The 20136-nt window shown below is 61.2% G+C and carries 19 protein-coding genes; 12 read left to right on the forward strand and 7 right to left on the reverse strand.

What is annotated here, in order from left to right; all coding sequences use genetic code 11:
* Window positions 1-2 precede the first annotated feature (2 nt).
* On the reverse strand, window positions 3-998 hold the full coding sequence (locus JO965_RS04080; protein WP_203442439.1) for a sialic acid TRAP transporter substrate-binding protein SiaP: 996 nt from the start codon (window positions 996-998) through the stop codon (window positions 3-5).
* A 124-nt stretch (window positions 999-1122) separates the two neighbouring features.
* Here JO965_RS04080 and JO965_RS04085 point away from each other — a divergent pair, with 124 nt between their 5' ends.
* The 5 genes from JO965_RS04085 to JO965_RS04105 all read left to right on the forward strand — a co-directional run bounded on the left by JO965_RS04085 (window position 1123) and on the right by JO965_RS04105 (window position 5641).
* The gene (locus JO965_RS04085) at window positions 1123-1839 is read left to right on the forward strand and encodes a GntR family transcriptional regulator (RefSeq protein ID WP_203442440.1); all 717 of its coding nucleotides are present in this window, start codon (window positions 1123-1125) and stop codon (window positions 1837-1839) included.
* A 164-nt stretch (window positions 1840-2003) separates the two neighbouring features.
* Window positions 2004-2666, forward strand: coding sequence for a peroxiredoxin (locus JO965_RS04090; protein ID WP_203442441.1), 663 nt, complete (start codon window positions 2004-2006; stop codon window positions 2664-2666).
* 104 nt (window positions 2667-2770) lie between these two features.
* Window positions 2771-3691, forward strand: coding sequence for an MBL fold metallo-hydrolase (locus JO965_RS04095; RefSeq protein ID WP_203442442.1), 921 nt, complete (start codon window positions 2771-2773; stop codon window positions 3689-3691).
* A 35-nt stretch (window positions 3692-3726) separates the two neighbouring features.
* Complete coding sequence (locus JO965_RS04100) at window positions 3727-4758, forward strand: cysteine synthase A (RefSeq protein WP_203442443.1); 1032 nt, start codon at window positions 3727-3729, stop codon at window positions 4756-4758.
* A 157-nt stretch (window positions 4759-4915) separates the two neighbouring features.
* Window positions 4916-5641: a DUF2270 domain-containing protein gene (locus tag JO965_RS04105; RefSeq protein WP_203442444.1), complete on the forward strand. Its 726-nt coding sequence runs from the start codon at window positions 4916-4918 to the stop codon at window positions 5639-5641.
* 20 nt (window positions 5642-5661) lie between these two features.
* Here the strand turns inward: JO965_RS04105 and JO965_RS04110 are convergent, their stop codons facing one another.
* The gene (locus JO965_RS04110; protein WP_203442445.1) at window positions 5662-5988 is read right to left on the reverse strand and encodes a cytosolic protein; all 327 of its coding nucleotides are present in this window, start codon (window positions 5986-5988) and stop codon (window positions 5662-5664) included.
* 334 nt (window positions 5989-6322) lie between these two features.
* On the opposite strand from JO965_RS04110, the gene JO965_RS04115 reads away from it, so the two are divergent.
* The 7 genes from JO965_RS04115 (at window position 6323) to lpdA (ending at window position 13112) form a co-directional block, all read left to right on the forward strand.
* Window positions 6323-7156: a universal stress protein gene (locus tag JO965_RS04115; protein ID WP_203442446.1), complete on the forward strand. Its 834-nt coding sequence runs from the start codon at window positions 6323-6325 to the stop codon at window positions 7154-7156.
* 65 nt (window positions 7157-7221) lie between these two features.
* Window positions 7222-7599, forward strand: coding sequence for an SPW repeat protein (locus JO965_RS04120; RefSeq protein WP_203442447.1), 378 nt, complete (start codon window positions 7222-7224; stop codon window positions 7597-7599).
* A 123-nt stretch (window positions 7600-7722) separates the two neighbouring features.
* Window positions 7723-8013 (forward strand): hypothetical protein, encoded by a 291-nt coding sequence (locus JO965_RS04125; RefSeq protein WP_203442448.1) that lies wholly within the window; start codon window positions 7723-7725, stop codon window positions 8011-8013.
* Window positions 8014-8132: 119 nt separating this feature from the next.
* Complete coding sequence (locus JO965_RS04130; RefSeq protein ID WP_203442449.1) at window positions 8133-9365, forward strand: 3-methyl-2-oxobutanoate dehydrogenase (2-methylpropanoyl-transferring) subunit alpha; 1233 nt, start codon at window positions 8133-8135, stop codon at window positions 9363-9365.
* Window positions 9366-9368: 3 nt separating this feature from the next.
* Window positions 9369-10382, forward strand: coding sequence for an alpha-ketoacid dehydrogenase subunit beta (locus JO965_RS04135; RefSeq protein ID WP_203442450.1), 1014 nt, complete (start codon window positions 9369-9371; stop codon window positions 10380-10382).
* 1 nt (window position 10383) lies between these two features.
* Window positions 10384-11709: a dihydrolipoamide acetyltransferase family protein gene (locus JO965_RS04140; RefSeq protein ID WP_203442451.1), complete on the forward strand. Its 1326-nt coding sequence runs from the start codon at window positions 10384-10386 to the stop codon at window positions 11707-11709.
* Between the two features lie 5 nt (window positions 11710-11714).
* A complete protein-coding gene (lpdA, locus tag JO965_RS04145; protein WP_203442452.1) occupies window positions 11715-13112 on the forward strand; it encodes a dihydrolipoyl dehydrogenase in 1398 nt (465 codons plus the stop codon).
* An 8-nt stretch (window positions 13113-13120) separates the two neighbouring features.
* Here lpdA and JO965_RS04150 read toward each other — a convergent pair whose 3' ends face one another.
* From JO965_RS04150 to JO965_RS04170, 5 genes are all read right to left on the reverse strand, one after another.
* Complete coding sequence (locus JO965_RS04150; RefSeq protein WP_203442453.1) at window positions 13121-13960, reverse strand: slipin family protein; 840 nt, start codon at window positions 13958-13960, stop codon at window positions 13121-13123.
* The gene (locus tag JO965_RS04155; protein WP_203444052.1) at window positions 13957-15312 is read right to left on the reverse strand and encodes a nodulation protein NfeD; all 1356 of its coding nucleotides are present in this window, start codon (window positions 15310-15312) and stop codon (window positions 13957-13959) included. The genes JO965_RS04150 and JO965_RS04155 overlap by 4 nt, the downstream gene beginning before the upstream one ends.
* Before the next feature lie 206 nt (window positions 15313-15518).
* On the reverse strand, window positions 15519-16565 hold the full coding sequence (locus JO965_RS04160; protein ID WP_203442454.1) for an adenylate/guanylate cyclase domain-containing protein: 1047 nt from the start codon (window positions 16563-16565) through the stop codon (window positions 15519-15521).
* Entirely contained in the window at window positions 16562-16939 is a 378-nt protein-coding gene (locus JO965_RS04165) for a response regulator (protein ID WP_203442455.1), read from the reverse strand. The genes JO965_RS04160 and JO965_RS04165 overlap by 4 nt, the downstream gene beginning before the upstream one ends.
* Complete coding sequence (locus tag JO965_RS04170; protein WP_203442456.1) at window positions 16936-20124, reverse strand: response regulator; 3189 nt, start codon at window positions 20122-20124, stop codon at window positions 16936-16938. The genes JO965_RS04165 and JO965_RS04170 overlap by 4 nt, the downstream gene beginning before the upstream one ends.
* Between the last annotated feature and the right edge of the window lie 12 nt (window positions 20125-20136).

Consider the following 20136-nt stretch of genomic DNA (forward strand, 5'->3'; position numbering starts at 1 on the left):
CCCTAGAGACCTTCCGCTTTCAAAGCCTGGATCTTGTCATAGTCGGCCTTGCGATAGCCGAGCGATTCCAGGGAGACGTTCTTCATCACGGCATCCTTGAACTCATCCTTGTTGACCTCGGAGATCGTCAGCCCCTTCTGCTTGAAGACCTCGACCAGTTCCTTCTCCTTCGCCTGGATTTCAGCCGAGGCGCGGGTGGCAGCCTCCTGCGCAACAGTGCCGAAGATCTTCTTGTCCTCATCCGAGAGCTTGGCCCAAAGCTGCTTCGAGATGATCGTCGCGAGATGGTCGACGATGTGGCCGGTGAGGACGATGTTCTTCTGGACCTCGTAGAACTTCTTGGCCTCGATCGTGGTCAACGGGTTTTCCTGCGCATCGACGGTGCCGTTCTGGAGCGCCAGATAGACTTCGGCGAAGGCGATCGGCGAGGTGTTGGCACCGCAGGAGCGCGGCATGGCCAGATATGCCGGTGCGTCGGGAACGCGGATCTTGAGACCCTTCATCTCGGCGCAGGTCTTGAAGGGCTTGTTCGTCGAACTGTGACGGATGCCGTAATAGGTGAGGGCGACCATCTGGTGTCCGGTCTTCTCGGTATAGCCCGCGCTGAGATCCTTGAAGACGTCGCTCTTGGCGAAGGCGAGCAGATGGGCCGCATCGCGGAAGATGTAGGGGTAATAGCCGATCCCGATCGGCGGGTAGCTGCGAGCTGCGAAGCTCGGCCCCGAGATGATCATATCGACCGTGCCCAGGGACAGCCCCTGATTGATGTCGCTCTCCTTGCCGAGTTGCGATGCCGGATAGACGTCGATCTGGTAGCGATTATTGGTTCGCTTGGCGATTTCCTGCGCAGCCCAGACGGATTGGGTATGGAACGGCTCGGAGGTCTCGTAAACGTGCGCCCATTTGAGTTTCGTTTGCGCTTGGGCTGGAAGCGCCGGCAGAGCGAGGGCGGCCGCCGCAGAAAGTCCGAGCAGCAAACGGCGTGAACAGCGTATCATATCAATATTCCTCCCAAGGCCTTAGCTCTGCGGCCGGATTCTCAGTTCCCACGAGCGCTCTGCTCGCATAGACCCGGCAGGCCTAGTGGCGTTCGCCCACCGGTTCGGCTAACATGTTAGGCAAATGGACGCGATCGACAAGAGAAAAAGATATGAATTCCTTGCTCCCCTCGAGCGGGGAGCGCGTGGGCACACGACCGAGCAGGTGGAGCGGTCGCTGAGAACTGCCATCGTGGCTCTCGATTTTGCCCCTGGCGAGTTCATCGATAAAGCGGCTGCCTGCACGGCGCTCGGCGTGTCCCGCTTCCCGGTTTCTGAAGCCTTGTCGCGGCTCGCGGCGGAGGGACTCGTCGAAATCCTGCCCCAGCGTGGCTCCCGCGCCGCGCGCATCCGCCTTTCGGAAATCAGGGAATCGATGCTGATCCGTCAGGCTCTGGAAGGCGTGGTGGCTGAGACTGCGGCAAAGCACCTTGCTCCCACGGCCATCGAGGCACTTCGCAACAACCTGGAAGCACAGCAGGAGGCGGTCTCAAGAGGAGATCGCTCTGGCTTCCACGCCCTGGATCTGGAATTCCATGCAATCCTGGTCGAAGGTTTGGAGTTGCCCCGCGTGGCCGCGGTGATCGAAGCCTCGCGCTCCAATATCGACCGTGTGCGCCGTCTTCTCTCTTCTCCCCGGCGTCATGTCGTAACCCTCGCCGAGCACCGGGAAATCTTTCGGGCCCTTGAAACTCAAGATGTTCAGGCTGCCCGCCGGGCGATGGAGGCTCATCTCGAGGCAGTCGTGGAGGAATTGGAGCGGTTCTCGGTCGAGCACGCCGAAGTCTTTGTGCAGGCATGAGAGGGAAGGAAACGTCGGCTCAGCAATTCGGAGCGTTATTCTGGAGCCTCAGGAAGTACCGCCGACGCGCATTTTGCCCTTTGCCGAGCGCTACTTCACCGTCGCTTCCCCGCGGTATATATATGTCAACCGGCGAGGGGCGCGCTTGTAGCGGGAGGCTTTCGATGACACTCCAGATTGGCGATGTCGCGCCGGATTTCGAAGCCGAGACGACCGAAGGACGCATTCGCCTCCACGATTGGATCGGCGATTCCTGGTGCGTGCTTTTCTCTCACCCCAAGGACTTCACCCCGGTCTGCACGACCGAACTGGGATACATGGCCAAGATTAAGCCGGAGTTCGATCGACGCAATGTGAAGGTCATCGGGCTCAGCGTCGACCCCGTGGACAATCACGCGCGATGGGCCGAGGATATCAGAGAAACTCAAGGCGCCGCACCCAACTTCCCGATGATCGGCGACTCCAATCTTACGATTTCCAAGCTCTACGGCATGCTGCCGGCCAGCACCAGCGGCACTTCGGAAGGCAGGACGCCCGCGGACAACCAGACCGTGCGTAACGTCTTCGTCATCGGGCCTGACAAGAAGATCAAGTTGGTTCTCGTTTATCCGATGACCACAGGCCGCAATTTCGACGAGGTTCTGCGCGTCATCGACTCCCTTCAATTGACAGCCAAACATCGGGTCGCGACACCGGCGAACTGGAAGCAGGGCGAGGACGTCATCATTGCTGGTTCGGTGCCGGACGAAGAGGCCAAGAAGATTTATCCTCAGGGCTGGAAAGCTCCAAAGCCCTATATCCGGATCGTGCCGCATCCTGGCGCTTGACAGGGGCCAGATCTATTGGCGGATATCCGTGTGCCAAGCCGCCTGCATGACGGTTCGAAGGATCGTAGCGGTTTCGTGCGTCTGCGGTTGAAGGAGTAGAAGCGATGAGCACAGCGTCTTTCCCTCAACCGGCGCCCGAGCGCTCCACCGCCCGGCCACAGGTCGACGCGTTTTTCGACAGACGAACCTGCAGCGTCCAGTATATCGTCGCCGATCCTGCTACCGGACGCTGCGCTCTCATCGATCCGGTTCTCGACTACGATGAGAAATCGGGCTCGGTCGCGACGACATCGGCCGATGCCATGCTCGCTCGTGTTAAGGAGCGGGGCTTGACGGTCGAGTGGATCCTTGACACGCATCCCCATGCCGACCATTTCTCCGCATCCGGCTATCTGAAGGACAAGACGGGTGCGAAGACTGCCATCGGCGAACGTATCGTTGATGTCCAGCGGCTCTGGAAGGAGATTTATAACCTTCCGGATGTTCAGGCGGATGGATCGCAATGGGATTGCCTGTTTGCCGATGGCGATGACTTCCAGATCGGAGACATGGACGTCCGGGTCCTCTTCTCCCCAGGCCATACCCTTGCATCCATCACCTATGTCGTCGGAGACGCCGCCTTCATCCACGACACGCTCTTCATGCCAGATTTCGGCACGGCTCGATGTGACTTTCCCGGCGGGGATGCGAAAGCTCTGTGGCGCACCATTCAGCGCATTCTCTCTCTGCCGAGCGATACTCGGCTATTCTCAGGTCACGATTACATGCCGGGCGGGAGGCCACCAGCCTGGGAGAGTACCGTTGCCAGCCAGAAGGCCGGGAACATCCACCTTGTTCAAGCTCGCTCCGAGGATGAGTTCGTTGCGATGCGTCAGGCACGGGATGCCAAGCTGCCGATGCCAAAGCTGATCCTGCATGCCTTGCAGGTGAACATGGCGGGTGGACGATTACCGGTGCCGGAGAGCAATGGAACGCGTTATCTCAAGATACCGCTCGATGCACTGCCCTATGCCGTTTGGGACTGACGCTGCAGCGCAATACGGAAGCGGGAGGGCCGCACATGTCCGTTCATCATGGAATCGTCGACGCGATCGGCAACACACCGATGATCCGCCTTCAGCGCGCGTCCGAAGCGACGGGATGCACCATCCTCGGCAAGGCCGAGTTCATGAATCCGGGCCAGTCGGTGAAGGACCGCGCGGCCCTGTTCATCATCCAGGATGCGGAGAAGCGGGGCCTTCTGCGACCTGGAGGTGTGATCGTCGAGGGAACTGCCGGCAATACGGGGATCGGTCTGGCGCTCGTCGGCAACGCGCTAGGATATCGCACGGTCATCGTCATCCCGGAAACACAGACACAGGAAAAGAAGGATATGCTGCGCCTCTGCGGTGCAGAGCTCATCGAAGTTCCGGCCGTGCCATATGCGAATCCCAACAATTACGTGAAGGTCTCGGGCCGGATTGCCGAAAGCTTGGCGAAAAGCGAGGCGAACGGAGCCATTTGGGCCAATCAGTTCGACAATGTCGCCAATCGTGACGGGCACGTCGTGACCACCGGACCGGAGATCTGGGCTCAGACGAATGGCCGGGTGGATGGCTTCGTGTGTGCGGTCGGGACTGGGGGCACGCTGGCCGGGGTCGGCCTCGCCCTTAAAGAGCGTAACCCGAAGGTTGCCATCGGCCTCGCCGATCCGATGGGGGCTGCCCTTTACAGCTATTATACGCGAGGCGAACTGAAGGCCGATGGATCGTCGATCACGGAGGGCATCGGCCAAGGCCGGATCACCAAGAATCTGGAAGGGTTCGAGCCCGACGTGGCCTTCCAGATCCCGGATGAGGAGGCGATCCCGCTTGTCTTCGAACTGCTGGAGCAGGAAGGCCTGTGCCTGGGTGGCTCTTCCGGCATCAATGTGGCCGGCGCAATCCGTCTTGCGCAGCATCTCGGCCCCGGCCACACGATCGTGACCGTATTGTGTGATTACGGTACACGCTACCAATCGAAGCTGTTCAATCCGGATTTCCTCCGCACCAAGAATCTGCCTGTTCCAGCTTGGCTGGAGCGGGAAAGCACCCTGGACAAGTGCCTCGTTTAAAAGTCGGCGATTTGGCAGTTCATTCCACACATCGTGGAACTTCGAACGACATCTTTCAGTGCTATAATCAGTTTGTCCCGGTAAGACCTTAAATAGGACGAGCCTTCAGAGCTGGCCGGTCATGTTCACATGCCGTTGGGGCTGAGGGAGCAACGCTATGCTGCCGAAGAACGACCAAGGCATCGTGCAGACCCTGCGCCCGCCTATCAAGGCGCCGGTCTTTCCTAGCACGCCAACTGAGTTCATCAACGTCATGGCGCATTATCATCGCGCCGAGATCGCCCGCATGGCGGGGTGGCGTGATCGGATCGACCGGACGACCAATTGGGCTATCACGGTCGTGGCTGCCATGCTGTCGGTCTCGCTCTCCACGCCGACCGCTCACCATGGTGTGCTGATCTTCGCCATGGTCCTGGTTCTGCTGCTGCTGGTGATTGAGGCGCGTCGGTATCGTTTCTTCGACGTCTACCGCAATCGCGTGCGCCGGATGGAACGCAATTACTTCGCCCAGATCTTCGCTCCGGAGGAGGGGACGACGGACGAGTGGATTCAAAAGCTGGGAGAGGATCTCAGGCGCCCCTTGTTCCTGACGAGCACCAGCCAGGCTCTCACGCGCCGCCTGCGGCGCAACTATTGCTGGATGTTCCTGATCCTCCTGCTCGCCTGGATAATAAAGACGACCTTCATCAGGATGCAGGAGAATGCCGTCGAGGCCCACCTCGTCACGTCGCTCGGAGAATGGGTCGAGAATGCCTCTGTCGGCCCCATTCCTGGATGGGCTGTCATTGTTGCGCTGACGATCTTCTATGGCTGGATTCTCTATGCCACGCTGCGCAAGCCGATGGGTGAGGGCGAACTGGCCTTTGGCAACGTGCATGTCTGAAATCCGGTGTGGTCCGTCCTTCAGGCTGCCGCCTCCGACCTCTCCACCAGACGACCCTCGTCGTACATCAACGGCGGGCCGAGTTCGGAAAACCGGAAGAGCCGGAAGGCGCGGTCGCCATTGACGTCGAGGACCCGTAAGTCGTCACTGTCGCTGGCATCGTTCATCACGACCTGGAAATGGCCGCCATATCGGGCTGCTACGGTCTCGAGCGGCAGTTCATAGGCAATGAACTTGCCGACGCCATGCTCCTTGAGGGCCTGCAGCAGGCCCGGATCCGAGAGCGACGGATAGGATGTCAGGATGACGATCGGCCCGCTGCCTGCAAAGATAAGAGCTGCTTTCATGGTCATTCTCCCCCAGCTCACGATGGCCTCGGCTTTATGGGGGAATGGCTTCATCCACCGAGAACCGAGGTCTCGCGGGTCTGCCGGTACTGCGCCGTATGATACACCCGCGGCCGGACGGCGACAAACGAACCATGAAAAGAATCGTATGTCGAACGGCGGAACCGGGAGTATAATAAAGCTCTAAGTAGCGGCTAGCGCATCGTGCGGAAAAGTGGAGCCGGTTTTCCGCATCAACGATGCGCCGCTTAAGGGATTGAGCATCGGATTGGATCCCAAAAGTGGGGTCCACTTTTGGGTCCGATGCTCTAGCAGGCTGACCGAGGTGTTTGCCATGAAAGCCATTCTGGTTCCGGTTGAGCAGCATAGCTTCATCCGCTCGGTTCTGGACGCGGCCCTTCTGGTTGCGGGCCGGTTCGGGAGCCATGTGGAGGGCTTGGCGCTCGGTCCCGACATTCCCGATGTCATCGCCTTCGATGTTCCGGTCGGCTGGACCATCTTGAGCGAAAAGGAGCAGCGTGAACTCGTGGAGCGGTCGCGGCAGCTCTTCGAGGAGTTCATGCTCTCCTGCGCGGTGCCGCGAAAGACCGAAGCGCCGGATGAGGTTTCCTGCGGATGGCTCGGCCAGCAATTGTTCGGGGACAGCTATATCGGCAGCTTCGGTCGGGTCTTCGACCTGATCGTGCTCGGCCGTCCCGGATCGCGCGATGAGCCGCCGCGATTGGCGACTCTCGAGGCCGCTCTGTTCGAGGGCGGACGGCCTGTGCTGATGGTTCCCCCATCCTCCCCGGCATCGATCGGCGAGACCGTCGTGATTGCCTGGAACGGCAGCACGGAAACGGCCCGGACTGTGGCGCTCGCGATGCCCATTCTGGAGAAGGCCGGTCGGGTCATCGTTTTGTCGTTGGAGGCGTGGGGCGTTGACGGGCCGACCGGTGCGGAACTCACTCTTCGCCTGCAGCGAAACGGCATCCGAGCCGAGACGGCGGCACGCCGGCTGAATACGCGCTCCCCGGGCGAAGCCATCCTGGAAGAGGCTGCCTCGTTCCATGCAGATCTGCTCGTCAAGGGAGCCTATACCCAGAGTCGTCTGAGACAGATGATTTTCGGCGGGGCCACGAGCCACATCATCACCCACGCGGGCATACCGGTCCTGATGGCCCATTAGGGAATGGCGCATGGCGGTGCCACGGGGGTTGTAAGAATGCCCAATGGAAGAGGAGGGCATGGAGCATGATCAACAACCGTACCGACATGACCGTCAATCTCACCAATGCCGTGCTTGGCGGCATCCTGTTTCTCTCCCCATGGCTTCTCGGCTTCAGTCAGGAGACCTGGGCGGCCTTGAATGCCAGGCTCAGTGGAGGAATCGTGGTCCTGCTGGCACTCCTGGCGTTGATCCGGACGCATGACTGGGAGGAGTGGCTCAATGTGATGGCAGGTCTCTGGATCGCAGGGGCACCCTGGCTCCTCTGGTTCGAGAATGTGCTCTCCGCGCGCTGGACCCATGTGATCATCGGATTCTGCATTGTGGCCATGGCAGCCTTCGAACTCTACCGGCTCTATTCCGAACGGGATGACATGATCTCTCCCCGCGGGCGATCGAGATAGTCGTTGCACGTCCGATGGAGGCGCGGCCGCGGTGTCAGTCGTTTCTGATCCCGGTTCGCGCATGCTTGCTCTCGTTCTAACGTTCCTTGGGGTTGCGTTCGTCTGCAGCAGGTGGAGGCATCCATGTATGTCGTCATTCGAAAATTCAGCAATATGCGCTCCGTGCCTGAGGCGGCACGGCGGGCTGAGAGCGGCCTCGGCCAGATCCTGAAGCAATCTCCGGGATTCCAGGGTTATCACGTCTTCGATTGCGGCAATGGCGTTGGTGGTTCCGTCACTCTGTTCGACAGCCGGGAGGCTGCGCTTGCGGCGAACGAGAAGGCTCTGTCCTGGATCCGCGCCAGTTTGGCCGATCTGATTCAGGGAGAACCTGAAATCACGGCGGGTGAGGTTCTGGCGTCTGTAAAACCTTGAAGCCGCCACGCCGGTTGTCGGAGCCTGTCGATAACTGGCTTTAAGCCCTTTAGAAACGGCTCAGCCTATGGCCGAATGGTGTTTCGTTCCTAGTTCTCTCGGGAGGAGAACGAAAGACCATGACCGATTATGGACCGTTGACCCTTCATGTTCCCGAACCGGCCGTTCGACCGGGGGGGACGCCCGATTTCTCGAATGTAAAAATACCCAAAGCCGGCGCCGTTCCCCGACCAGATGTCGATGTGGATCCGGAAACCATCCGCGATCTCGCTTTTTCCATCATCCGCGTTCTTAACCGTGCGGGCGAGGCGGTTGGGCCGTGGGCCGGATTGTTGAGCGATGAGGAACTTGTCGAGGGCATGCGCAACATGATGACGCTGCGCACCTTCGATGCACGCATGCTGATCGCGCAGCGACAGGGCAAGACCTCCTTCTACATGCAGCATCTGGGCGAAGAGGCCATCAGCTCCGCCTTTCGCAAGGCATTGCAGCCGGGCGACATGAATTTTCCGACCTACCGGCAGGCCGGTCTCCTGATCGCCGGCGGCTATTCGATGGTCGATATGATGTGTCAGGTCTATTCGAATTCCCGCGATCCGTTGAAGGGCCGCCAGCTGCCCGTCATGTATTCCTCCAAGGAGCATGGCTTCTTCACGATCTCGGGCAACCTTGCCACGCAATATGTCCAGGCGGTGGGCTGGGCGATGGCCTCGGCCATCCGGAACGATACCAAGATCGCGGCAGCCTGGATCGGCGACGGATCGACGGCGGAATCGGATTTTCACGCGGCGCTTGTTTTTGCATCAACCTACAAGGCTCCGGTCATTCTCAACATCGTCAACAATCAATGGGCGATCTCCACGTTCCAGGGCATCGCACGGGGCGGGGCCGGAACGTTTGCCGCCCGTGGATTAGGCTTCGGTATTCCCTCGCTGCGGGTCGACGGCAACGACTATCTCGCCGTCTATGCGGTCGCGAAATGGGCGGCCGAGCGGGCGCGGCGCAATCTCGGTCCGACGCTCGTCGAATACGTCACCTATCGGGTCGGCGCGCATTCGACTTCCGATGATCCGTCGGCCTATCGACCGAAAACCGAGTCCGACGCCTGGCCGCTCGGCGATCCGATCATTCGCCTGAAAAACCATCTCATCCTGCGAGGAGCTTGGTCAGAGGAACGGCACAAGCAGGCGGAGGCCGAGATCCTTGATACGGTGATCGCGGCGCAGAAGGAGGCCGAGAGCTATGGCACGCTCCATGCCGGTGCGAAGCCGTCCGCGCGCGAGATGTTCGACGGTGTCTATGCCGAGATGCCACCGCATCTGCGTCGTCAGCGTCAGCAGGCGGGGGTCTGAGCCATGCCGCGCATGACGATGATTGAAGCCATCCGCGATGCAATGGATGTGATGATGGCGCGCGACGAGCGCGTCGTGGTGTTCGGCGAGGACGTCGGTTATTTCGGCGGCGTCTTCCGCTGCACGGCAGGTCTGCAGCAGAAATACGGCAAGACGCGCTGCTTCGATGCGCCGATCAGCGAAGCCGGCATCGTCGGAACGGCGATCGGCATGGCGACCTATGGACTTCATCCGTGCATCGAGATTCAGTTCGCCGATTACATGTATCCGGCTTACGACCAGATTGTCTCCGAGGCGGCGCGGCTGCGCTACCGCTCGAACGGCGAATTCACCTGCCCGATGGTGATCCGCATGCCGACCGGCGGCGGCATCTTCGGCGGGCAGACGCATAGCCAGAGCCCCGAGGCTTTGTTCACGCACGTATCGGGTTTGAAGACGGTCGTGCCGTCCAATCCATACGACGCCAAGGGCCTTCTGATCGCGGCTATCGAGGATCCAGATCCCGTAATCTTCCTGGAACCGAAGCGGCTCTATAACGGCCCCTTCGACGGACATCACGACCGTCCGGTGACGCCATGGTCGAAGCACGAGCTGAGCGAAGTCCCGAGCGGTCATTTCAGCCTCCCCCTCGGCAAGGCGTCCATCGTGCGGGAAGGCGCCGCCGTCACCGTGCTGGCCTATGGCACGATGGTCTATGTCGCGCAGGCGGCTGCCGCGGAGACCGGTATCGATGCGGAGATCATCGACCTGCGAACGCTGCTGCCGCTCGATATGGAGACCATTGCGGCATCTGTCCGGAAGACGGGTCGCTGCGTGGTCGTGCATGAGGCCACCCTCACATCGGGCTTCGGGGCGGAGCTGGCGGCGCTCGTTCAGGAAGCGTGCTTCTTCCAGCTGGAAGCGCCCGTTGCCCGTGTGACCGGGTGGGATACGCCCTATCCGCATGCTCAGGAATGGGATTACTTCCCGGGACCGGCCCGTGTCGGCCGCGCCCTTGTCGAGACGATGGAGGCCTGACATGGGCGAGCACCTGATCAAAATGCCCGATGTCGGCGAAGGCATTGCCGAGGCCGAACTCGTCGAGTGGCATGTCAAGGTTGGCGACCTCGTCCGAGAGGATGCGGTATTGGCCGCGGTGATGACCGACAAGGCCACCGTGGAAATTCCCTCTCCCGTCGACGGCGAGGTTTTGTGGCTTGGCGCGGAGATCGGCGATGTAGTGGCCATCGGCTCGCCTCTGATCCGCCTGAAGGTGGAAGGAGAGGACAACATCGCTCCCGGCAGTCAGGATGAGAAGGCGGCCGCGCCGCCTGCCCGGACTGGTGAGATCGAGGCCCAGGCGGATGGCGCGGTCAAAGTGCCCGATGCCATCGTCGAGCGGCAGGCGAAGAGTGCGTCGCCTCAACCGATCGAGAAGCCGCAGGCTCCCCCGCCCGTGAGGATGCACCGCGCACCCGTGACGCGCGCTGAGGGCGAGAAGCCCGTTGCTTCACCCGCCGTTCGGTTGAGAGCGCGCGAGGCCGGGGTCGATCTCCGGCAGGTTCCGGGCTCCGGTCCCGCGGGCCGGATCACCCATGAGGATCTGGATGCCTTCTTCACCCATGGCCGCCAGATCGCCAAGGCGCCGGGGCTTGCCCAGAATACATCGGTCGAGCACATCAAGGTCATTGGTCTGCGCCGCAAGATTGCGGAGAAGATGGCCCTTGCGAAATCGCGCATCCCGCACATCACCTATGTCGAGGAAGTCGATGTGACGGCGCTCGAGGACCTGCGGTCTTCGCTCAACGCGAACAAGCGAGGCGACCGGCCGAAACTGACGCTGCTGCCGTTCCTGATGCGCGCGATGGTGAAGGCCATTGCCGAGCAGCCGCATCTGAACGCCATCTATGATGATGACGCAGGCATCGTGCATCAGCATGGCGGCGTGCATATCGGCATTGCGACGCAAACGGGTTCGGGCCTCATGGTGCCGGTGGTGAAGCACGCGGAGGCGCGGGATCTTTGGGAATGCGCAGCGGAGCTGAACCGGCTGGCCGAGGCGGCGAAGTCCGGCCTTGCAAGCCGTGAGGAACTGAGCGGATCGACGATCACCATCACGTCGCTCGGCGCCATGGGAGGCATCGTCACGACGCCGGTGATCAATTATCCGGAGGTCGCCATCATCGGCGTCAACAAGATGATGGTGCGACCGGTCTGGGACGGCTCGACCTTCATCCCCCGCAAAATGATGAACCTGTCCTCCAGCTTTGATCACCGGATCATCGACGGCTGGGACGCGGCGGTGTTCGTGCAGCGCATCAAGGCGCTTCTCGAGACACCCGCCATGATCTTCGTGGAGGCTTGAGACCGATGAAGGATATTTCCTGCAAGTTCCTCGTTATCGGAGCCGGGCCTGGAGGCTATGTCTGCGCCATCCGCGCCGGACAGCTGGGCCTCGACACGGTCATCGTCGAGGCGGGCAAGCCCGGTGGCACCTGTCTCAATGTCGGGTGCATTCCCTCCAAGGCGCTCATTCACGCGGCGGAGGAATATGATAAGGTCGTGCATCTGGCGAATGGCCGGAACGTCCTCGGGATCCGAACGACGAAGCCGGAGCTCGATCTCTCGCAGACGGTTGCCTGGAAGGATGGCATCGTGGGGCGACTCAACAGCGGCGTGTCGAGCCTGCTCAAGAAGGCGAAGGTGAAGATCGTCCAGGGCCGTGCGCGCTTTCGCGACGGCAAGACGGTCGAGGTCGAAACTGAAACAGGCCGGCAGATCATCCGCGCCGAGAACCTGGTGATCGCAACCGGATCGGCTCCCGTCGAATTGCCGAGCCTGCCGTTCGGCGGTCCCGTGATCTCCTCGACCGAGGCGCTGGCGCTCATCTCTGTTCCGGAGCGGCTCGTGGTGGTCGGCGGCGGCTATATCGGGCTCGAACTCGGCACGGCCTTCGCGAAGATGGGAGCGAAGGTGACGGTGGTCGAGGCGCAGTCGCGCATCCTGCCGCAATACGATGCCGAGTTGACGCGTCCCGTGTCCAAGAGGCTGCAGGCCCTCGGCATCGAGGTGATGACCGGGGCCAAGGCGAAAGGCCTGGCGAGAGCGGGCGGAACATTGCTGGTCGAGGCGGAGGACGGATCGGAGACGTCGTTAGCCGCCGACAAGATCCTCGTCACGGTTGGACGGAGGCCGGTCACGCAAGGATGGGGGCTTGACGAACTGGTCCTCGACATGGACGGCCCTTTCATCCGCATCGATGAGCGGTGCCAGACATCCATGCGCGGGATCTATGCCATCGGCGACGTGACCGGTGAGCCGATGCTGGCCCATCGCGCCATGGCGCAGGGCGAGATGGTGGCCGAGATCGTCGCTGGCCACAAACGTGTCTGGGACAAGCGCAGCATTCCGGCCGTCTGCTTCACCGATCCCGAAATCGTGACCGTCGGCCTGTCGTCGGAGGAAGCGCGTCGCACGGATGTCGACATCAAGATCGGCCAGTTTCCGTTCTCAGCCAACGGCCGGGCAATGACCAAGCAGGGCGAGGATGGTTTCGTGCGGGTCGTTGCCCGAGCAGACAATCATCTGGTGCTCGGCATCCAGGCCGTGGGGCAAGGCGTCTCCGAGCTGGCGGCGGCTTTCAGCCTGGCGCTGGAGATGGGCGCGCGCCTCGAAGACATCGGCGGCACGATCCATGCCCATCCTACGCAGGGCGAGGGCTTCCAGGAAGCGGCGCTCAAGGCTCTGGGGCAGGAGCTTCATATCTGAGGCGGCCATCAGGCGCGCTTGGCGCCTAAGCTGGATACCTCCGCCGTATGGACATCGTCCTGCGAACCGGCGGCGGGCGGCGTGACGGTCTGGCGTTCGACCGCTTCACTGATGCGGGAGAGAAGGTCGACCGGCAGCGGAAAGACGATGGTCGAGGAACGCTCGCTGGCGATGTCGTGCAGAGCTGCGAAATAGCGCAGCTGCATCGCGCGCGGCTCCGCCGCGAGCAGCTTTCCCGCTTCCACGAGCTTCTCTGCTGCCTGCTGCTCGCCGGCGGCATTGATCACCTTGGCGCGCCGCAACCGCTCGGCTTCCGCCTGCTTGGCGATGGCGCGCACCATGCTCTCGTTGAGATCGACATGCTTGATCTCGACATTCGCCACCTTGATGCCCCACGCGTCCGTCTGCTGGTCGAGGATCTGCTGGATGTCGGCGTTGAGTCTGTCGCGCTCCGCCAGCATTTCGTCGAGTTCATGCTTGCCGAGGACCGAGCGGAGGGTGGTTTGGGCGAGCTGGCTCGTCGCCGCCATGAAATGCTCGACCTTGATGATCGCCCGTTCGGGATCGACGATACGGAAATAGATCACCGCGTTGACCTTGACCGAAACGTTGTCGCGCGAGATCACGTCCTGGGTTGGCACGTCCTGGACGATGACACGCAGATCCACCCGGACCATCTGCTGCACGAACGGGACGAGGATGATGAGCCCAGGGCCCTTCACGCCCGTGAAGCGGCCGAGGGTGAAGACGACGCCACGCTCGTATTCCCTGAGGACCCGGATAGCCGATGCCAGGAAGCCGGCGACGAGCAGCGCCAGGACCAGGTAGGCGACATAATCGAAGATCATGGCTGTCCTCCTGAATTCACCGCCAGGTCAGGCGTATGGCGCACCTCGAGAACCAATCCCTCGACCCCCGTGATCTGGACATGCTCGCCTGGTGCTAGGGTGCGAGGAGCCCGCGCCTGCCAGCGTTCCCCGAGAGCGAGCACATGGCCTTCCTGGCCCGACCAGTCGAGCACCTCCGCGGGCTGCCCGAGCATGGCGGGAGTGCCGGTGCGGACGGGGTTGCGCCGTGCCCGCCAGACATAGCCGAGAGTCAGCGACAGAAGGCCGATGCTGGCGATCATGGCGGCGCCGATCACGGTCCAGGAGAGCTGGAATTCGGGCGCATCCGTATCGATCAGCATCATCGCACCGAGAAGAAAGGCGATAAGGCCGCCCAGCCCGAGCACCATGGTCGGATTGAAGGCTTCCGCCACGAGGAACGCGATTCCGAGGAGCATGAGTGCGAGGCCCGTGTAATCCACCGGCAGCATGTTCAGGGCATACAAGCCGAGGACGAGACAGATGGCGCCGATGACACCGGGCGCGACGGCTCCCGGGCTGCTGAATTCGAAGATCAGGCCGTACAAGCCGACAATCATGAGGATGAAGGCCACGTTGGGATCGGTGAGCACCGCGAGCAGCCGAATGAGCCAGCTCGGCTCGCTCGTTCGGATGGGCAGATTCCTGGTGGCGAGGCGTCTTTGCTCGCCGATGACCTGGACATCGCGCCCATCGATGCGGCGCAGGAGTTCCTCGGGAGTCTGGGCGACAAGATCGATGACGCCCTTGTCCAGGGCTGCTTGGGACGAGAGGCTCGCCGCCTTCCGGACAGCTTCTTCCGCCCAGTCGGCATTCCGGTGCCGGAGCTCGGCAAGGCTGCGGATGAAGGCCACGGCATCGTTGGTCATCTTTGCCGTCAAGGCATCTTTTGTCTCCGATGCAGCCTGTCCGCCGCCGTCCTTGTCTTTTTTCTCGGGCTCCTGAGGCGAGGGTGAAATCGGGTTGCCGATCTGGACGGGGGTGGCGGCTCCCAGATTGGTGCCGGGCGCCATGGCAGCCACATGAGTGGCATAGAGGATATAGGTCCCGGCGCTGGCGGCGTGGGCCCCGGCCGGGGCGACGAAGCCGATGACCGGAACGGGCGAAGCGAGAATGTCGGCAATAATCTCGCGCATACTGGTGGCCAATCCACCGGGCGTATTGATGCGCAGGATGATGGCTTCGACCCGTTGCGGGTCTGCGGAGAGAAGCGTGTCCTTAACATACTGGGCGGTTGCCGGGCCGATGGCGCCGGTAATGGCAATTGACGCCACATGCCGATCCGCGCTCGTTTCCCGTTCTGCTCCGGAAACACTCAAGATGGCCGATGCCATCGGCAGAGCAATGGCGATTACGCTCAAGATGAGACGCCGCAGGCACACGGACCAATCTCCTCAACAATGAGGTCTTTGTGTCCCTGGATGTATTATAGCATCAATAGGTCCGCTTGAGGTTGAAAAGTGTGCCTCTGCAAAGGACAAGGGCTGAGATTGGACAGATGAAATCCCAGTTTCCGGTCAAGGTTGGACCGCAGCGAACTCTAGTCGCCGAGGATGATCTTATAGGCCTCTAGGTCGCCCTTGCCCTTGATCGGGATCGAGCCCAACGGCACAGCCTTTCTGCGGGTTTTCACCTGCTCCCAAGCAGCTGCACTGACATTAATGCTGGCGCTGGTGCCATAGGCAGCAAGGCGGGCGGCGACATTGACCGTGTCGCCCCAGATATCAAAGCTGAATTTCTGCCGGCCGACGACGCCGGCGACCACAGGTCCGATATGAATACCGACCCGGACATCCCAAGGAATCGGCAGCCGCCGGGCCGAGGCAATCGTCGAGGCCGCGCATGCGATGCTGGACATCACCGGGTCTGCATTGGGCAGGAGAAGGCCGGCCGTGGCGAGAAGCCCGTCGCCGATCGTCTTGATCTTCTCGAGGCCATGCTCCGTTGCATTGTCCTCGAAGGCCGTGGCGAAGACATGAAGGTTGGCGACGATCTCCTCAGGCGCCAGGAGATCGCAATAGGCCGTGAAGCCGACCACGTCCGCGAAGAGCACGACGACATTCTCGTGCCGACGGGGTGTGACGCTCTGGGAGCTTTCGAGTTCGTCCACCGCCTGAGCGGGAAGAATCGCATAGAGGAGCGCCTCGGCGCGGGAGCGCTGCCGCTCGATCTCCTCAAGGTAGCTCAATTCCTGATCGTGCAGGCGCTTCTTCTCCAGGCAAGCACCGACCCTGGCCCGCAGCAGCGCCGGATTGAAGGGTTTGGGCAGATAGTCTTCCGCACCGAGTTCGATGCAGCGGACGACACTTTCGAACTCGGAGAGCGCCGAGATCATGAGCACTGGTATATCGCGCGTTGCCGGGTCGGACTTCAGCTGCTTCAAAACCTCGTATCCATTCACTTCGGGCATCATGATATCGAGAAGAATGAGGTCAAATCTTCCCTGTGCGATCCTATCCAATGCCTCGCGCCCATTCTCGGCCGTGACCACGTCCGCCCAGCCCTCGCGCTGCAACCTCCGCGTCAGAGTGTATCGGTTGTCCTCGTTGTCATCCACGACGAGGATGCGAACCCCGGTATAGATCATGGGCGCATCCGATCCTGCAAAAGGCAATCGATCTTTGCCAAAAGTCTCTCAAAAACGACCGGCTTGGCATCGTACTCATCGCAACCTGCGTCCAATGCCCGTTCCCGGTCTCCGGGCATTGTATGTGCGGAAAGAGCGATGACCGGGATCGACTTGGTATCGGGAGCGTCCTTCAGTTGACGTGTCGCGCTCCAGCCATCGAGGGAAGGCAAGCCAAGATCCATCAGGATCAGATCGGGTTTTTCCTGGCGAGCCATTTCCACACCCTGCTCACCGTCGGACGCAACGATGACCTCAAAGCCATGCTTTCTTAGGCGTTGAGACAGCATGTACACGTTGTCCTCGTTGTCTTCGACATACAGAATCCGGATCATAGGTGCTCCTGGTAGTCGATGCGGCCGAGACGCAGGCAGTCGGCAATCACTTCCCGCAAGGTGGACAGCACCTCGTCTTTCCCGCCAAGTCGTTTGCGTAGGATTTTCCGTATGCCGCCACTTAGACGGCGATGATCCTCGTCGCTGAGGTCCGCCGCCGTCAAAACAATCACGGGGATATGGCGGGTCTTCTCATCCCGGCGGATCTCATCGACGAACTCAAAACCATCCATCTCCGGCATCATCAGATCGAGGAGAATGATGTCAGGATTGATGAGAGAAAGGCGCTCCAGGGCAACGCGCCCATTCTCCGCCTCTGCGGCCTCCCATCCATCTTCCCGAAGGATGCGTGTCAGCCATCCACGGGTATGCGCGTCATCCTCGATGACCAGGACACGCGGGCTCGCATGATCAGGGCGGCAGGTGGCGAGAGCCTTCAGGAGACACTCCCGATTGACCGGTTTCGTCAGATAGGCCGCAGCTCCTAGGGCATAACCGCGGTTCTCCTCGTCGACGATGGTTATCATGATGACGGGAATCTCCCTCAGCTCAACATCGCGCTTCAATTCCTGCAACGTACTCCAGCCATCGAGATCGGGCATCAGAACATCAAGCGTGATGACAGAGGGCTGAAAGTCGCGAGCCATCTGAATTCCCTGGCGGCCGCTTTCAGCCGTCATGACGTCGAAGCCCTCGCGCGTCAGGATCTGCCGCAGGATATCCCGCGATGTGTCCTCATCGTCGATGACCAATGCACGCCGTCCCTGTCCGATCGGTTGCGTATGGACCGGAGGCCGACTTAAGTCGGAGTGCAAGCCGAGTTTGCTTAGGTGCCCTCGCCCAGCAGGCAGCGTAACGGTGAAAGTGCTCCCCACCCCCACGATACTTTGAACGTCGATATTTCCGCCCATGATACGGCAGAGCCGGCGACTGATGGCGAGACCGAGGCCGGTTCCTCCATATTTTCGCGTTGTCGAACTATCGGCCTGAGTAAATTCTTGAAAGAGCTTGGCGCATTGATCCGCGGTCAGGCCAATTCCCGTGTCCTCAACGGAAATGCGCACGCGGTCCCCACCTGAACCGATTTCTCGATTGGCGTGAAGAGTGACGGTGCCGTTTCTGGTGAACTTGCAGGCGTTGCTCAGGAGATTGAGCACCACCTGACGGATTCGAACGGGATCAGCCTGGATGCAGCCGAGATCCGATGCGATTCTGATATCGAGGCGATTGCCGTTCTTCGCCGCGAGTGGCTCGGCTGTCCGCGCAACATCCTCCATCAAGGATCCGAGATCGATTTCTTCAGGATGCAGTTCGAGCTTGCCGGATTCGATCTTGGCAAGATCGAGGATCTCGTTGATGAGGGCCAGGAGGTGGGTTCCGGCATGATGGATCCGGTCGAGCGGTTCGATCAACGGGTCTTCGCCCGTTTCCTGGGCCTCCTCCTTCAGCATTTCGGTGATCCCGATGATGGCATTCAATGGTGTCCGCAACTCATGGCTCATATTGGTGAGGAACTGGCTCTTTGCTCGCGTCGCCGCCATGGCCTGATCGCGGGCAAGCTCCAGCTGCGCCGCGTGGCGCTTGATCTCGGTGATGTCGGTATAGACGGCAACGGTTCCGCCGCCGGCAATTCTGCGCTCGCTCACCTGGATCCAGCGATCGCCGTCACGGTGCTGGGCTTCGGATGCAACCGGATTTCTGTGACGGGCCAACCTCTCGGCAACCCAGGCGTCGATTCGTCCCTTTGCCTCTTGAATGAGACCGAGTTCTGCTGCGCGTCGGATCACCGTCTCAAACGGTGTGCCGGGAGTCATGGGCACATCGGTTTCGGGATAAAGCAGTTCTTCGTAGCGACTGTTACATAGGACGAGGCGGTCATCGGAGTCGTAAAGCGCAAATCCCTCGTTGATGCTCTCAATGGCGTCGATCAGACGTTGCCGGGCGTTGGCGACTTCGCGCAGATTCTTTTCCTCGACTTCAATCGCCGTGTCCCTGAAAACCGCGAGTGCTTTCGCCATCTGCCCGATTTCGTCGCCGCTATCCGCGGGCAGGGGTGCCCGCAGGTTCCCGCCCGCAATGGCCAGCATGCTGTCACTCAGATTGCGCAGGCGCGCGACGAGGTTGCCGTCGACATACAGCCAGACGATGAGGAGCGAACTGAGGAGGCTCAATGCGACAACGCCGAGGAGCACATTGTTGCCGACACGCTGCGCCATCAGCGCTTCTCCGCTGGCAGCCTGAATGTCATGCCGGGCCGCGGTGACGAGGCCATCGACGGCTTTCGTGAGCTGCGATGACAGACCGGCATTTTCCTGCAAGAGGCGCTCGGCATCCTCTATCAGTCCAAGCTCTGTCCTCCGTGCGGACAGGAGGCTGTCCGGTCCCTCGACCAGTTTGGCGAAATCAGTGATGCGCTGATCGAAACGGGAGCGCTGGCGTGGATCGGTCAGATCGGACGAGATTTGACGCAAGGCCGCGAGTGATCGATTCAATGGGAAGCTCAGAACGGCAAGGTCCGCCGCGTTCTCGGTCAACGAGGCTTTGAGCAGACCATCGCCGATGGCCGCGAATTCGAGTTGCGCCTTCTGCATCAGCAGGTCCTCGGCGATCTCCTGGATGATCACGGCGGGAGGCTGAGGAGCTCCTTGAGTCGGCTGCTCCCGGCGCGAGGCTGCAAACTTAGAGTCCAAAACCACGAGGGCAGGGGCGACCAGGCGCTGTGCCGCCACGGTGGCATTCGAGAGACGTCGCAGGAGAGCGTCCTTATGGGCGGAGACCGCAAGCCGACCGGCGACGAGGCCGGCGAGGGCTGTGAGATTGCGACGAAGCCTTTCGACGGCAGGTTCCATGGCCGTTCCTGTCGCCGGATCGACGTCGCCCTTGATCTGTGCAAGCAGGGCCTCGAGACGGTCGACCTCCGCCGTGATCGTCGCCGAGATCTCCTGGTATTGTGCCTGCGAGCGCGCACTCAGCAGAGTAGGGGCGGCGGCGACGATGCGCTCGGCTTGCCGGGACAGATCGAGAGCGGTGAGCGCCGAAGGAACGCGCTGCTCCGTGATCCGCTCGATGACATAGGCCATCTGGCGGAAGGCGTAGGTGCCTGCCGCAGCCGCGAGCACCGCGAAAGCGCTGATGCCGAGAAACGCAAGGAGCAGGCGCCAACGAACGCTCAACCGGACGGGCATGATGGTAAGGGC

This window comes from Microvirga sp. VF16, assembly GCF_016864375.1.
Classification (GTDB): Bacteria; Pseudomonadota; Alphaproteobacteria; order Rhizobiales; family Beijerinckiaceae; genus Microvirga.